Below are 15090 nucleotides of genomic sequence, written 5' to 3'. Positions count from 1 at the left end.
ATTTATCCCCCTAACGTTCTTGAGATTTCGGGTCTATAGCAGCTCTTAATGCTTCACCGATTATATTAATACAAATTACACAAACAGATAGAACTATTGATGGAAAGACCCATCTCCACCAGAAATTTTGAATTACAACACTGTTTCTCGCACTATTTAGCATATTACCCCAAGTAGGATAGGGTGGTTGTACTCCAAAACCTAAAAAGGACAAACTAGCCTCAGTTATCATACTACCACCAAAGGATAAAGTAGCGGAAACGATAATAACTGAAATAACATTGGGAATAATGTGTTTAAAAATAATACTACTTTGTTTAACTCCCAATACCTTTGCTGCAGTAACATATTCTTGTTCACGGATTGAAAGAACTTGAGCCCTAATTAAACGGTATAGCCCAGGCCATGATAAAAGTCCTAATATGACCATTATCAAATATACCCTTTGGGTTGTTGTAAGCATATTACCTATTAAAGCAGACAAAATCATAGCTAAGGGAAGGAATGGCAATGATGCTACCATTTCTGATATCCTTTGTAAAATTATATCGACTCTACCACCGAAGTATCCGGAGACACCACCAATAACAATAGCTATGAAAGTGGAAATCAATACTGCAACTCCACCTATTGTCATACTCAACCTTCCACCATTTAATATACGTTGGAAAAGATCTCTTCCTAATTCATCGGAACCTAAAAGATAACCTTTTAATCCCCAAGTCAATACTCTACCATCTTTAGTCACAGCATAATTTTGGTAAAAACCATTATATACAGTAGCTATTTCAGCATTTTGTACCCTTCTTGGGATAGAGGCTTGTCCGTAATTGTCAAGTCCCCAACTTAACAGCTCTCCCTTATCGGTTTTAGCAACATAATGATGTCTCCCACCATAAATTTCTACAATTTTATTTTCAGTTTCAGGGATCTCCCTTTCACCTCTAGCCCCAGAGGGATTACCCCAAATAAAAACATCCCCTTTGTCATTTAAAGCAGCAAAGGTCAAAGATGTAGAAGCTATATCTATTACATTCCCCATATTTTGTGGAATATTGGCATAAGAAGCCCGTTGGTTTCCTAAAAATACCACTTCCCCATCAAAGGTCAAAGCTATAAAATGATTTTCAGATAAAGCTACTTTTTTAATTTGCCCTTGATAAGGATGAAACTCATTATAATCATTGAGCATTGTATTTCCAAAGTAATACAAATGACCATCTTCAGTTAAAACTAATGATGATAAATATCCGGCATAAATAGCTTTAATATTAGTTAAATTTTGGACTTCTGCAGGAATATTCGTTTGGCCATGACGGTTACTACCCCAAGCAAATAGCTTCCCTTGTTCATTTAATGCTAAAGCGTGATCAAAACCTGCTGCTACTTGAACTACCCGTCCCATGTTCTCAGGGATATTTTTCAAGTCATTAGTTCTAGTCCTTCTACTCTTGCCCCAAACATAGACTTGACCATCATTGGATAAACCTATAGAATAAGTAGGCCCTACAGAAATTTGTTTAACATTTCCCTGGAGTTCCCTAGGAACCTTCATCATATCAAAACCAGGGGGGGTATCAATTTGACTAGCATCTGAAAAAGATAAGTCTAAAGGCATGAAAATAGGTCCTATAGATACTATTAAGAAAATACTCAAAAAAATAATTAAAGCAGTCATCCCCATTTTATTACTAACAAAGTTTTTTATAATTGTTCTAGTTGGACTTTCAATATGCTCCTCTTCTAAAATAGATAGTTTACTTTTCCCTCCAAAAAGAAAGGAAAACATAGCCAACCGCTTATGGGCCTTTTGTTCGATGTTTTTTTCTGTTTTAGACATTCTTTCCCCTCCCTATTTATCTACTCTTACCCTTGGGTCAACAAGCCCATAGCTAAAATCTATCAAGATATTAGTCACCAATGCGATAACTACGTAGAACAACTGGATTGCCAAAGTTACATTATAATCCATGTTCCGGAGAGAATCATATAAAAATTTACCCATTCCATGAATATTAAACATAGTTTCTAAGATCAATGCACCACTAAATAGTGACATAGCATAAGCTATCATCAAAGTGATAACACCTAACAAAGCATTCCTCCAAGCATGGGATAAAATAACAACCCTTTCTTTGAGACCCTTTGCCCTAGCAGTTCTAATACAGTCTAAAGCTAAAGCATCTATCATAGAAGCTCTAACATAGCGGGTCATCGCTCCTAATGATGCAAAAGTTAACGCTATAACAGGAAGTGCCATATGTTTAACCAAATCTAAAAACTCTTGAAACTGAGTTCCTGAAAATCCAGGGGTCCTCATACCACTAACTGGAAACCAACCTAACCTTACTGCAAATAGGTAAATAAAAATTAACGCAAATATAAAGGAAGGAATACTGTAACCAACCACAGTTACAACTTGTACAACTTTGTCAAAGGTAGAATTTTTATAAACAGCAGAAGCTATACCTAGAGGTATAGTGATTAAAAAGGTTAATAAGACGACAAAAATATTATAAGTTACTGTTACCCTCAAAGGTGTTTTAACAACATCAATAACGTCTTTTTTGTAATAGTTTGACCTACCAAATTCTCCCCTAAAAAATCTACTTGCCCAACGATAATACCTGACATGTACGGGATCATCTAGCCCTAAATTCTGCCGTTCTTGTTGATATCTAGCCTCAAATTCTTCAGGAGACATTTGTTCCTTCAAGTGGAAAACATTCATCATCGCCGGGTCACCAGGTATTAGACTATACAACCCAAAAAGAACAATAGACATAATAAAGAAAACTAGGATCATATAGGCAATTCTTTTTATAAAGTATTTTAACATATTATTACCTGCCTTCATCTCTTAGTATAATCTGAAAAATTATTAACTAGTTAACATTATTAATATTTATAACTTTAAGGAAAATTACTTTATATGGTAAAAATAGGGTATATTTTACAATATACCCTATTTTTCTTTTAAATCTACTAAAATCTTATTCTTCGATATATGCATAGAGGATAGCATGAACTAGTCTGATATTAGCAGTTAAATTCCAATCTTTTAATTTTTCATTGAAGAAATCGTGTAAGGTGTTAGAGTAGAGTGGAATATCAGGTAGTAACTCATTCCAGCGAACAATGAAATCAACAAAGGCCTTTTTAAATCCATCTCTGTCTGTACCATCTCTTCTAACTAGTTCTTTTGCTAATCTATATAATTCTTCATCGTTAATTCTATTGTAGTTTACACTACCACCAGGTGTATAAGTTCTTTCTAAGTCGTACATTGGGGTAAAGCTAGTAGCTAAGTTAAACATATGATAAGTTGGTACTGTGTATTGCTCTCCACCGGTACGGGTATACCAGTTAATCAATTCACCGAAATCACCAACTGTTTGATTGAATTTCATACCAGCAGCAGCGATATCAGGATTTTCTAGTAAACGGATAGCTAATAAATCTGTAAACTCGTTATTAGCAGAACCAAACCATTCGATTACTAAAGGCATTAATTGGCCATCTACCATTTTGTGGCGTAAACCTTCGCCGGTGTATGGATTACCGTTGGCATCTAAAGTCCAGCCACCTTCTTCAAGAACTCTAACTGCATCTTCTAAGCTATAAGGATATAGATTAACTTTAGATAACAATTCTTGTCTTGTTTCTTGATAGAACCACTGACCTTCTCCGTATGGCCCATGGACAACTGAACCATAACCTCTAGCAAAGGCTTGAATAAACTCATCTCTATTGATTAAGTGGGCAATAGCTTGGCGTACTTCTTTAAATTGTGTTGGACCATGGTCAGTTACAAAGTGGATTTTACCATAACCAGAACGGGGATAAGCACTGAAAGTAATACCGATACCTTCTTCTACTAAGTCATGACCTGCTTGGATTGTTCCACCGGCAACTACACCATAAAGTAAGTCTACACCACCGGTTCTTAACTCATCCATCATTGTATCTTGCTGAACTAACTTTAAGATCACTGTTTCTATTGAAGGTTTTTGTCCTTCATAGTTACCAGCAAAGTTTTCATTGATTTTTAAAGTAACCATTTTAGAAGCAACATCATATTCTTCTACTACATATGGACCACTAGATACATATATAGGATTTTCCCTTGCTGCTTTAAAGATATCTCCAAAAGCTTCTTCGGTAACTTCTACGGTAAAATAAGCACCATTTCCATCATCAGCAACATCTACACCGTCCCCTAACCAGAAAGGTAAAAATTCTGGACTATACCTAACTAGAGGTAATTCATAGAAGTATGGTAAGTGGGCAGCATCGATAGTTACAGAGAATTTATAGTCATCTAATAGGCGAACTCCTGAAAATTCTTTAGTTTCACCTTTTGAATATGGTCCATGTCCTTTAAGCCTAAAAGAAACGGTGTTAGAACCACCTAAATCGGCTATAAACTTAGAGTTCCAAAGTAAAATATCAGCAACATAGTCTTTCGCAGTAATTTCAACTCCGTTACTAAATTTTAACCCTTTGTTGATCTCGAACTCATAGGTTATAGAACCGTCGTCATTTACAATCCTTTCATAATCCTTTACAGCAGTTTTGTTGATTACATACTCCCCAGCAGAAGTTAAATCAACTGTATAATACCCTGTAATTAAGTTTAGTACTTCGCTGTCAGAAGCGATATTGGAGAATGCTGTTATCCAGTCCCCGGTCATTTCAGTGGTATTACCGATAATTAAAGTACCACCGATTTTACGGGCTTCCTCCTGTTTCCCTCCACATGCTGCCAAAGAAAGCACCATGACGGAGATCAATAATACTGTCAATAATTTTCTCATGTAATTACTCTCCCTCCTATTTTCTTTTCTTTTTTTATTTTTAAGTGATTGATTAGGGATCAATCACTTAAAGGTAAGTCACAGCAATAATACAGAAGATTCTAAATATTATTATTAAAAAATTATAATTATAAAGTATGTAACTTTATATTTTAAGTTATTTCATATGATAATATACATTTTAAAAATTGTCAACGGTTTGAATCTATAAAAATTTCGACATTTTTCTCTCAGAGAGAAATATTCAGTTTATTTTTCTTCAACTTTAGTTTGCCAAAGTTTGATTATTTGTTCCCTAGTATGTTTCCTCGTCCCCATATTATCGATAATTGCTGTGGCGTATTTAATCCTTTCTTCCCTTGGTAGTTGGGAATTTATACGGGCTATTGCTTGTTCTCTATTTAAATTATCCCTTTTCATTACCCTCTGTATTTGAGTTTCTCTATCTACATCTACTACCCAAACTTCGTCAACTAAATTATGAAAACCGGTTTCTATAAGTAGAGGGGCATCTAGAACAATAGCTTTATATTTACCTTTCCTTTCTATCTCTACCATTTTATTTTTAATCCTTTCTTTAACAAAAGGATGAACAATTTGGTTTAATTTTTGTAACTTTTCAGCTTTACCAAAAACTAAATTTCCTAGCTTTTTACGGTCTATTGTATTATCAGGTTTTAAAATTTCTCTACCAAATTCTTTAACCAACAACTCCCAGCATTTTGTCTCTGGCTTAAGAGTGGCCTTTGCCTCTAAATCTGCATCTATAATTGCTGCCCCTAGCCGCTTTAATATTTTAGAAATAGTGCTTTTACCACTAGCTATTCCACCTGTTAAGCCGATTTTTTTCAAGAAAGCTACCTCCTCACTGAAAATATATTATATTTATAAATTAATTATTCGATAAAAAATTATTTTTTCCTTTTAATTTTTTTTAATTTTTTATATTTCTATAAAAGTACTATTTCCTTTATCCCTTTATTTCTTTAATGAAACAGGGTAAGATGTTTAAAATAAATCAGAAGCTTGAAGCTTCCGATTTGTTACTTAGTATTTAATTTTACTAATTATTTTAAATTTGTCAACCCTATTAACAAAAAAATTATTCCAGGAATTATAACTATTACTCCTTGCCATGGAATTTCCGTTAACTTTTTACCTAAAATAATTCCAAGGGATACTAAAATAAACTTTAAAATTCCTACAGAAACTGCCATTAATAAGGGGTTACTCCCTGCTAAGGCTGCACCAAATCCTGCTCCAAAGGCATCCATTGCTAAAGCAAACCCTAAAAAAAACACTTCAATCCCAGAAATATTCCCTGATTTATCAAAATCTGCTTTCTTAGGTTCTTTTAACAAGATAAATAACTTTTGAATAAAATTTTTCTTTAAAAATTCTTCATCAAAGGGTTGGTTATTTATTAAATTCCTCAAGTTTTGATAAATTATATATATTCCCATAACGCAGAGTAGAATTCCACCTAATTTCTCTGCTAAATTAGGTGGTAATATTTTTATAATCAATACCCCCGCCAATAAAGATAAGTATATTGCAAAGGCAGATGCTAAGCTTATCAATATTTTTGCGGAGAAATTTATAGTTATTCTGTTGAGCCCGTAGGCAAAACCAGCACCAAAACCATCTAAAGAAACAGCTAGAGCTAAAAAAAATACTGCCCAAAGTTCCATAAAATCACCACCTCGAAGGATTAGGTCTAGTTCATTTTATGGATTTGGGCTTTTTATGTGATAGATTTTCTGTTTTTCCCAAAAGCCTATTTATTTTTGGCAATATAGGCAAAATACCGTTGTTCTACCTGCTATTTTGTCTTTTGCTAATACATTACCACATACCTTACACTTTTCCCCACCTCTGCCATAAACTTGCAAGAAATTTTGATTAGTACCCTTATCTCCATAAGAATCTACAAAATCACTAAAGGATGTTCCCTTATTTTCAATTCCTTTAGTTAAAACAAATTTTATAGCTGAAACTAACTTAGAAATCTCTTCATCAGATAAAGTTTTGGCGGGCTTAGAAGGGGAAATACCTGCTAAAAAGAGGCTTTCATCAACATAAATATTTCCCAAACCTGCTAAGACCCTTTGATCTAATAACAAACTTTTTATAGGCCTACCAGTATCTAATTTACTTTTGAGATATTCAATTCCAAAGCTTTCTTCTAAGGGTTCCACCCCTAAAGTCCAAAATCCCTTTTCTTTAGCCAAGTCATCTTTAGGCAATAAGGAGATAGTACCAAATTTTCGGATATCATTAAAATACAAATAGCCCTTAGAAAGCTTTGCAGAGAGGCACAAATGACTAAAATTCAACTGATCCTCACTGTATATCAATTGCCCTGTCATTCGCAAATGGATAATAACATGGGCCAGATCTTCTAAAATCAAGAGGATGTACTTCCCCCGCCTCTTAACTTCTCTAATTTTCTTTCCTTCTATTCTTTCTTTAAATTCCTTGATACACTTAGGATTTTTGATAGTGTTTTCATTGTAAACTTCTACTTCTATAAATCTGTTACATTCAAGCTTAGACCTTAATCCCCGCACAATTGTTTCCACTTCTGGTAACTCTGGCATTTTTTCTACCTCCAAATTTACTCCATTTCCATCCAATTCCTACCTATCTTGTAATCTACTGTTAATGGAACTGCTAGTTTAATGGTATTTTCCATTATTTCTTTAATCTTTGGAATCACTTCATTAACCTTTGAGTTTTCCACTAAAAACACCAGTTCATCATGAACTTGTAGTAACATTTTAGCATTAGGTTTACTGTTATAGATATCTACCATGGCCTTTTTAATTATATCTGCAGCTGTTCCTTGTATAGGGGTATTGATAGCTGCCCTTTCTGCAAAGGACCTTCTATTAAAGTTAGAGCTATTTATTTCATGGATATACCTTCTCCTGTTAAATAATGTTTCCACATAACCCTTTTCTTTACAAAGGGATATTGTAGAATCAATAAATCTTTTTACACCTTGATAGCGTTGGAAATACCTTTCGATATAATCTTTAGCCTCTTTTCTCGGGATAGAAAGGCTTTGGGCTAATCCAAAATCACTCATTCCATAAACTATTCCAAAGTTAACGGCCTTTGCATGTCTACGCTGTTGTTCAGTTACCTGTGCTAATGGAACACCAAAAACCTCAGAAGCAGTTCTTTGGTGGACATCCTGTCCCTTTAAAAAACCTTCAATTAAATTACTATCCCCTGACATATGGGCTAAAATCCTCAGCTCAATTTGGGAGTAATCAAAGGAAAGTAACGTATAGCCTTCAGGGGCAATAAAGGCTTTTCGGATTTTTTTCCCTTCCTCCAACCTTATTGGTATATTTTGTAAATTAGGTTCTGTACTAGAAAGTCTTCCTGTTGCTGTTATAGTCTGGTTAAAGGTAGTGTGAAGTTTGCCATCTTCTTTTATTAAAGCTATTAAACCATCGGCATAGGTAGATTTTAATTTCGCCAAAGTTCTATATTGTAATAAATAATCAATAATAGGATGAGCTTCTTTAAGCCCCTCTAACACCGTAACATCTGTAGAGTATCCGGTCTTAGTTTTTTTAAGGGGGGGAAGGTTTAACTCTTCAAATAACACTGTTCCCAATTGTTTAGGTGAATTTATGTTAAATTTTTCTTTAGAATAACTCCAGATTTTTTCTTGTAATATCCCCAATTGCTCATCAAACTCTTTACTTAACTTTTCTAAATAATCTTTATCTACATGAATTCCTTCCCGTTCCATATCACATAATACTTTACTTAAAGGCATTTCTATTTGATATAGCAAAAATTCTCCACCCATAGCCTCAATTCGATTCCGTTGTTCAAGATAGATTATAGGTAACAAACTAGCTTTTCTTTCAAAATCTTCACTATTTAAGGAAAAATTTAAGTAATTTTGGGCTAAATCCTCGATAGAATAACTACTTTTATCTGGCTCTAGAAGATAAGCGGCTAATAGAGTATCAAAAATTACCCCTTTTACTTCAATGCCACTTTCTTTAGATTTATGTAATAGATTTTTATAATCAAAACAGATTTTTTTAACTTCCTCATTTTCAAGTATTTCTTTTATCTTTTCAAAGTCAGTGGTTTTGTAAAATTCATCATAACTACCAATATAGAGGATATCTCCTTGCCAAAGAATCCCATACTCATTACCTAACAATTCTTTAATATTTAGTTTGCCTTCTTTTACTTCAAAATCATTTTCCTGTTCATCAACTAAAATATTAATTTTTGGAATTAAACTATTAAATTCTACCCTTCTAAAAAAAGCTAATAAACCTTGGTCAAAGTCTTTAAGGGTTAAGTTGTTAAATTCAAAATCTAAAGGTACATCTAATTTGATTTTAGCTAATTTTTGGCTAATAAAGGCCATTTCTTTATCTTTCTCTAAGTTTTCCCTTAATTTAGGTCCCCCTGCTTTATCAAGGTTATTATAGACTTCTGTTAAAGAGCCAAAGGTTTGAATTAGTTTAAGAGCTGTTTTTTCCCCTACTCCTTTAACACCTGGAATGTTGTCAGAAGTATCACCCATAAGTGCCTTTACATCAATTAACATTTTAGAAGAAATACCAAATTCCTTTTCTAAACTTTTCTCGTCATACTTTATAGTTTGGCTAATTCCTTTTTTAGTTAACATTACATCGACATTTTGGTCTACTAGCTGTAAAACATCTCTATCACCACTGACTATAAGGGTATAGTAACCTTGTTCTTTTGCCCTTTGGGCAAAGGTGCCTATGATATCATCGGCTTCATAGTTATCTAATTCAAAATAATTAATTTTCATCAGTTCTAGCATTTCTTTAAGTAACTTAAATTGTCCTATAAGTTCTACAGGCATTTTGGGACGATGACCTTTGTATTCAGGAAAGGTTTCATGTCTAAAATTTTTCTTACCTTTATCTAAAGCCACAGCGATATAATCTGGTTTTTCTTCTTCTATAACTTTAAATAACATAGTTGTAAAACCATAAAGTCCATTGGTATATTCACCTTTAGATGTTTGTAATAATGGCAAGGCAAAAAAGGCCCTGTATATTAAACTATTACCATCAATTATTACCGCTTTTTTCATCATTTTTCACTCTCCTTAAACCCATAGCTATATGTATATTATACACCAAAAACAGAAGAAAACCTTTAAAAGCCGATGAACTTTTAAAGGTTTTTCTTTATTTTTATTACTTCTATTAAATAAGGTATAGAAAGTCCCGTAGCTAAAAGAAAAATAATTATATTAGTATCTACATCCTTTTCTTTAGTTACAATATTGGTATTCTCTATTTCAGATTCTATTTGTGAGTAATCTTCTACCCCATCAATGGCTAAATTTTTTCTAGCAATTTCATACTGTCCTGATTTTTCCAAAACAGTAGTAGGTCCCCAGAAATTTAAACCTAGTAAATTTATAGATAATATTAGATATAATATACAAGCAGCAGTTAAAGAAATTTTAGACAATCTTGATATAGGAGATACAAGGGTTGAGAAAGTTCTTTTCTTAGGTTTTTTATCGATAAGTCCTTGTTCCTTTGCCCTTTTAACTATTCTTGCAGTTAAATCTATAGGCACTTCTACCTTTTCCATATTTTTTAACATCTGATCAACCTTTTTTAACTCATCCCAATCTTTATATTCCATGGTATCACCACCTTTTAAAATTTAGACGAAAATTTGGTTATAAAAGTTCCCGTTCTTTTAAAAGTTTTGCTAAATTTAATCTTCCCCGATGTAATCTAGATTTTACAGTTCCTTCGGGAATGTTTAAAATTTCTCCCATCTCTCCATAGGATAATTGGTTAATATATTTTAAAATTATTACCTCTTTGAATTCAGGTTCCAATAGTTCTATACATTTATACAAAGCCTCTTTCTTTAGTTTTTCTTCTAAAACCATAGAAGGCTCTCCTTCATCACTGGGTAGTTGGTAATAAATTTCTCCTTCTTCCCCATCTATTCCTTTATCTATATATAAATTGGTATGTTTATAGTATTTTTTTACATAATCCTTGCAATAATTAATAGTTATTCTATATAACCAAGTAGAAAGTTTACTATTACCTTGAAAAGAATCTATCTTCTTTAATACCTTTAAAAAAATTTCCTGTGTAACATCTAGGGCGTCCTGTTCATTATTTAAAAATCTAAGGGCAATATTATATATATCCCTTTGATAATATTTAACAAACTCTTCAAAACTGGAAAGTTCACCTTTTTTAAGGCCTTCAACTATTTTTTTCTCTAATAAAGGATCCACTCTTTAGAACCTCCTGTAAACCAATTTACTTTATATTACTTAAAAAACCCCATAATTAGATAATAATTAGACGATAAATCTTGTAATTTTGTTCCTACAAATATTACAAATTTTTGTTTTAATTTTCTAAATTTTTGTATATAATATATATACAAACTTCTAATTAAGGGGGAATTTTTATGGAAGTTAAAACTGAGAATAACATCCAATGCCCTAAATGCCAAAGTACATCCGTTGAAAAACTTGAAGCAAAAGAAAATGTCCATGGAATTTTCGGTTTCTATTTTAGAGGAAGCTTAGAAAAAGAATATAAATGCAAAGATTGTCAACACACTTGGTAGTACAGTTACAAAAAAGGGTTTGCAAATGCAAACCCTTTAACCTTTCTGTAGATTTTATTGGTGCCGAAGGCCGGACTCGAACCGGCACGGTTTGTGGCCGCTTGATTTTGAGTCAAGTGCGTCTGCCAATTCCGCCACTTCGGCACTTGCAAAATTTATATTATCATATTTACCCTTTCTTTGTCAAGATGCCATTGTTAATTATTGAAATAGCACTCATTTTAAAATCTAAATGTTCTACTAATCTTTGTTGAACATCTTCAAAGGTAACTTCCCTGATTGCCTCTACCCTATCAAAATAATTACAATCTCTAAAATAATCTCCCATAAAACCTAATACTACATTTTCCATAGAATTTAATTCCATTAAATTAAGACCCTCTAATTTTCTTTTATTTAACAAAAACTCTTCTTTATCTAGACCCTGTTCTTTGATTTTCTCAATTTCTAATTCCAACCTTTCAACAAAGCCTTGGGGATCATCGGTTTCTAAAGATAAAATCGTATGTCCAAAGCCGTCTTCAGCGGTGTACTCCACACCGAAACTACTGTCTATTATCCCTTCATCATATAAGCTATTATATAGTTTAGATCCCCTACCTAAAATAGTTTCCATTAACAATAGTGTAGCAATTTCCTTTTTAAATAGATCTTTTCCCTTTTGTCCGACATCTTTGTCTTTAAATCCTAAACAAAGTATAGGTCTAGCTACTTCCATTTTTTCTTCCACCAATTTTTTATTTGGGATAAAGGGATCATAGGGTATACTTCGGATGTATTTGTATTTCTCACCAAATCCTTTTTCCTTTTGATTTTCTTCGATAAATTCCCTTAATTTATTTAGATCTAAGTCCCCTGCCACCAACAACACCATATTACGGGGATTGTAAAACTTGTTATAACAATTATATAACATTTCTGGAGTTATTTTCATAATATCATCAACGGTCCCTGCAATATCTTTACTTACTGGATGATTAGGATAAAGGGCTTTTAAGAGATTTAAGTAAACGACCCAAGTAGGATCATCCCGATACATTTCTATTTCTTGGGTAATAATCCCTTGTTCTTTTTTAACATTTTCCTCTGTAAAATGGGGAGCTTGAACAAAGTTTAATAACAGTTCAAGGGCGGGATAGAAATTCCCTGTAGCAGAAAAGAAGTAGCAAGTATGGATATGGGTAGTAAAGGCGTTAACGGTAACCCCTAATTTAGCAAATTCCTCTTCTATATTACCATGGGGTTCTTCAAATAACTTATGTTCTAAAAAGTGGGCAATTCCCGGTGGAAAGTTATCTTCAGCAAAATCCACTGCCCCATAGTTAGTGGCAAAAACCCCAAAGGTTTTTTTAAATTTAGGTTTAGGAAGGTAAAATACCGTTAGGCCATTATCCATTTCCCATTTATAACCTTTTTCTTGTACCTCTTTAAATTCTAAGGTTTGGACAGCCATTTTAATCACCCTTTCCCTTAAGGAAATAAATCAACTCTAGTTCCACACTTTTTGCAACTTCCACTACATCCTCTACCTTTACCCTTTTTAACTTTTCAAGCAAATCCGGTATCGTTATTGTTTTACCTACTAATTTCCCATCTACAAAGTACCCTATCTGGCCACCAACTTCATCATAGGTTTCCAATAAACCATTCTCTAAACTTACGTATGTGTACTGGAATTCTTTTTCTGAAATATTACCATTTTTCATATCCTCTAACTGTCCTTTAATTATTTCGACAGTTTGGTGGTAGGTTTTAGGTTCAATCCCTGCAAAGATAAATACTAATCCTTTTAAACTTTCTAAGTTAGAACCGGCATAATAGGCTAAGCTGGCATTTTCTCTGACATTTTTAAATAATTTGGAATGGGGATAGGCCCCTAATATACCATTGTACATCAATAGGGCAGGGTATAAAGGATGTTCTAGGGTAATCGGGGTTTTCAAACCCATTACCAATTTCCCTTGGTTCACTTCCATTTCCTCTACTTCTTCTTTATATCCTAGAAATTCTACCCTTTTCGGTTTTTCTATCCTCTGTACCCCTTTTCTAGGATAATTAAATTTCTCTTTAATAATTCCGATTAGCTCTTCTTTTTCAAAATCTCCCACCACAAAAATATCTATAGGACAATTTTCCACAATCCCTCTATATTTTTGATAAAGGTTTTTAGGATTAATTCCAGGTAAATCTTCTAATTTACCATACTTAAAAAAGCGATAAGGATCGTTAGGACACATTAACTGCACTGCCCGTTCGAAGGCATATCTTCCTTTATCATTTAATACCGCTAAGATCCTATTTTTAATATTTTCTTTTTCCCCGTCTACATAAAGGGGATTAAATCCTTCATCTATTGTTAAAGGATTAAAAATTACTTCTTTTAATATATCTAATCCCTTTACTAAATAATTTTTTTCTTCCACAAATTTAGGATTGACCATTTCCAATCTAAAATCTAATAAAATAGCATCACCACGCCTAGTAACACCACTGGCTAACTGGGCACCATATAAATGGGCTAAATTTCTCCTTATTGTTAAATTATCCCGATAATTTTCCGTTCCCCTAGCTAAAACAAAGGGAATTAAGGCTGTTTTTGTAATATCTTCATCGGCTTTGTTGTAAAGAAAAACTCGAAAGGCCACAGTTTTATACTTTTCCGTTTGATACAGATAAAGATTAATCCCCTCTGAAATTACTTCCCTTTGGAAGATATTTTCCATTATTTTTACCTCCTGTTACTAAAGCAGTTTTGCTATTTGAGCTGCCAATTTAGCATTATTTTTCACTAAGGCAATGTTAGATTCTAAACTTTTACCACCTGTTATATCTACAATTTTTTGAAGTAAAAAGGGTGTAACTTCTTTTCCTGTTATATTTTTTTCTTTACATTCACTTAAAGCTTCCCTAATAGCCTTCCCGATAATTTCTCCATCAAAATCAAATTCTTCAGGAATTGGATTTGCTATAACTACCCCACCTTTTAACCCTAAGTGGTATTTTGTCTTAATGGTTTGAGCAATATCTTCTATTTTATCGGTAGTAAGTGGAGAGGAATATCCACTTTTAGAACTAAAAAAGGCAGGAAATTCACTGGATTTATAAGTAATAACGGGAACACCTAAGGTTTCAAGGTATTCTAAAGTTCTGCCGATATCTAAAATAGATTTTACCCCTGCACAAACCACCGCTACATTCGTTTGACCTAATTCTGTTAAATCGGCAGATATATCCATGGTGTTTTCCCCTTCGATATGGACACCACCTATACCCCCTGTAGCAAAAACTTTTATCCCCGCCATAGCTGCTACAATCATTGTTCCCGATACGGTAGTAGCACCATCTTTACCTGTAGCAACAATAAATGGTAAATCCCTTCTACTTACTTTGTAAACTCCCGGTGTTTTAGCTAAATAATCAATTTCTTCCGCTGATAAACCTACTTTTATAGTACCACCAATAATAGCAATTGTAGCAGGGGTAGCACCATTTTCCCTAACTATCTCTTCTACTTCTAAAGCTGTTTGATAATTTTTAGGATAAGGCATGCCATGGGATATTATTGTACTTTCTAATGCCACCACAGGCCTCTTTTCCTCTAAAGCTTTTTTTACTTTTGGACTAATTGATAAATTCATCT

Annotated in this window: 13 protein-coding genes and 1 tRNA gene; 1 reads left to right on the top strand and 13 read right to left on the bottom strand. The window is 33.3% G+C overall.

The window, feature by feature from the left end; all coding sequences use genetic code 11:
- Positions 1-10 precede the first annotated feature (10 nt).
- The 9 genes from BMX60_RS03200 to BMX60_RS03160 all read right to left on the bottom strand — a co-directional run bounded on the left by BMX60_RS03200 (position 11) and on the right by BMX60_RS03160 (position 11109).
- On the bottom strand, positions 11-1840 hold the full coding sequence (locus BMX60_RS03200) for an ABC transporter permease subunit (protein ID WP_242945695.1): 1830 nt from the start codon (positions 1838-1840) through the stop codon (positions 11-13).
- A 12-nt stretch (positions 1841-1852) separates the two neighbouring features.
- The gene (locus BMX60_RS03195) at positions 1853-2839 is read right to left on the bottom strand and encodes an ABC transporter permease (protein ID WP_091349100.1); all 987 of its coding nucleotides are present in this window, start codon (positions 2837-2839) and stop codon (positions 1853-1855) included.
- Between the two features lie 154 nt (positions 2840-2993).
- Entirely contained in the window at positions 2994-4817 is a 1824-nt protein-coding gene (locus BMX60_RS03190; RefSeq protein WP_091349098.1) for an ABC transporter substrate-binding protein, read from the bottom strand.
- Positions 4818-5066: 249 nt separating this feature from the next.
- The gene (gene coaE, locus BMX60_RS03185; protein ID WP_091349096.1) at positions 5067-5669 is read right to left on the bottom strand and encodes a dephospho-CoA kinase; all 603 of its coding nucleotides are present in this window, start codon (positions 5667-5669) and stop codon (positions 5067-5069) included.
- 215 nt (positions 5670-5884) lie between these two features.
- Positions 5885-6508: a sporulation membrane protein YtaF gene (gene ytaF, locus BMX60_RS03180; RefSeq protein ID WP_091349094.1), complete on the bottom strand. Its 624-nt coding sequence runs from the start codon at positions 6506-6508 to the stop codon at positions 5885-5887.
- Between the two features lie 90 nt (positions 6509-6598).
- A complete protein-coding gene (mutM, locus tag BMX60_RS03175; RefSeq protein WP_091349092.1) occupies positions 6599-7417 on the bottom strand; it encodes a DNA-formamidopyrimidine glycosylase in 819 nt (272 codons plus the stop codon).
- A gap of 17 nt (positions 7418-7434) precedes the next feature.
- Positions 7435-9930, bottom strand: coding sequence for a DNA polymerase I (gene polA / locus BMX60_RS03170; protein WP_091349090.1), 2496 nt, complete (start codon positions 9928-9930; stop codon positions 7435-7437).
- 80 nt (positions 9931-10010) lie between these two features.
- The gene (locus tag BMX60_RS03165; protein ID WP_091349088.1) at positions 10011-10493 is read right to left on the bottom strand and encodes a hypothetical protein; all 483 of its coding nucleotides are present in this window, start codon (positions 10491-10493) and stop codon (positions 10011-10013) included.
- Between the two features lie 37 nt (positions 10494-10530).
- The gene (locus tag BMX60_RS03160; RefSeq protein WP_091349085.1) at positions 10531-11109 is read right to left on the bottom strand and encodes an RNA polymerase sigma factor; all 579 of its coding nucleotides are present in this window, start codon (positions 11107-11109) and stop codon (positions 10531-10533) included.
- Positions 11110-11288: 179 nt separating this feature from the next.
- On the opposite strand from BMX60_RS03160, the gene BMX60_RS12000 reads away from it, so the two are divergent.
- Positions 11289-11450: a hypothetical protein gene (locus BMX60_RS12000; protein WP_177159674.1), complete on the top strand. Its 162-nt coding sequence runs from the start codon at positions 11289-11291 to the stop codon at positions 11448-11450.
- 58 nt (positions 11451-11508) lie between these two features.
- Here BMX60_RS12000 and BMX60_RS03155 read toward each other — a convergent pair.
- The 4 genes from BMX60_RS03155 to BMX60_RS03140 form a co-directional block, all read right to left on the bottom strand.
- Positions 11509-11594, bottom strand: a tRNA-Leu gene (locus tag BMX60_RS03155).
- 25 nt (positions 11595-11619) lie between these two features.
- Positions 11620-12903, bottom strand: a complete 1284-nt coding sequence (gene yfmH, locus BMX60_RS03150; RefSeq protein ID WP_091349082.1) for an EF-P 5-aminopentanol modification-associated protein YfmH — start codon at positions 12901-12903, stop codon at positions 11620-11622.
- Between the two features lies 1 nt (position 12904).
- Complete coding sequence (gene yfmF, locus BMX60_RS03145) at positions 12905-14173, bottom strand: EF-P 5-aminopentanol modification-associated protein YfmF (protein ID WP_091349080.1); 1269 nt, start codon at positions 14171-14173, stop codon at positions 12905-12907.
- An 18-nt stretch (positions 14174-14191) separates the two neighbouring features.
- Entirely contained in the window at positions 14192-15088 is an 897-nt protein-coding gene (locus BMX60_RS03140) for a pseudouridine-5'-phosphate glycosidase (protein WP_091349077.1), read from the bottom strand.
- Between the last annotated feature and the right edge of the window lie 2 nt (positions 15089-15090).

This window comes from Anaerobranca gottschalkii DSM 13577, from assembly GCF_900111575.1.
GTDB lineage: Bacteria > Bacillota > Proteinivoracia > Proteinivoracales > Proteinivoracaceae > Anaerobranca > Anaerobranca gottschalkii.
The sequence above is the reverse complement of the archived record's forward strand: the minus strand, read 5'-3'. Positions and strand labels throughout refer to the sequence as shown.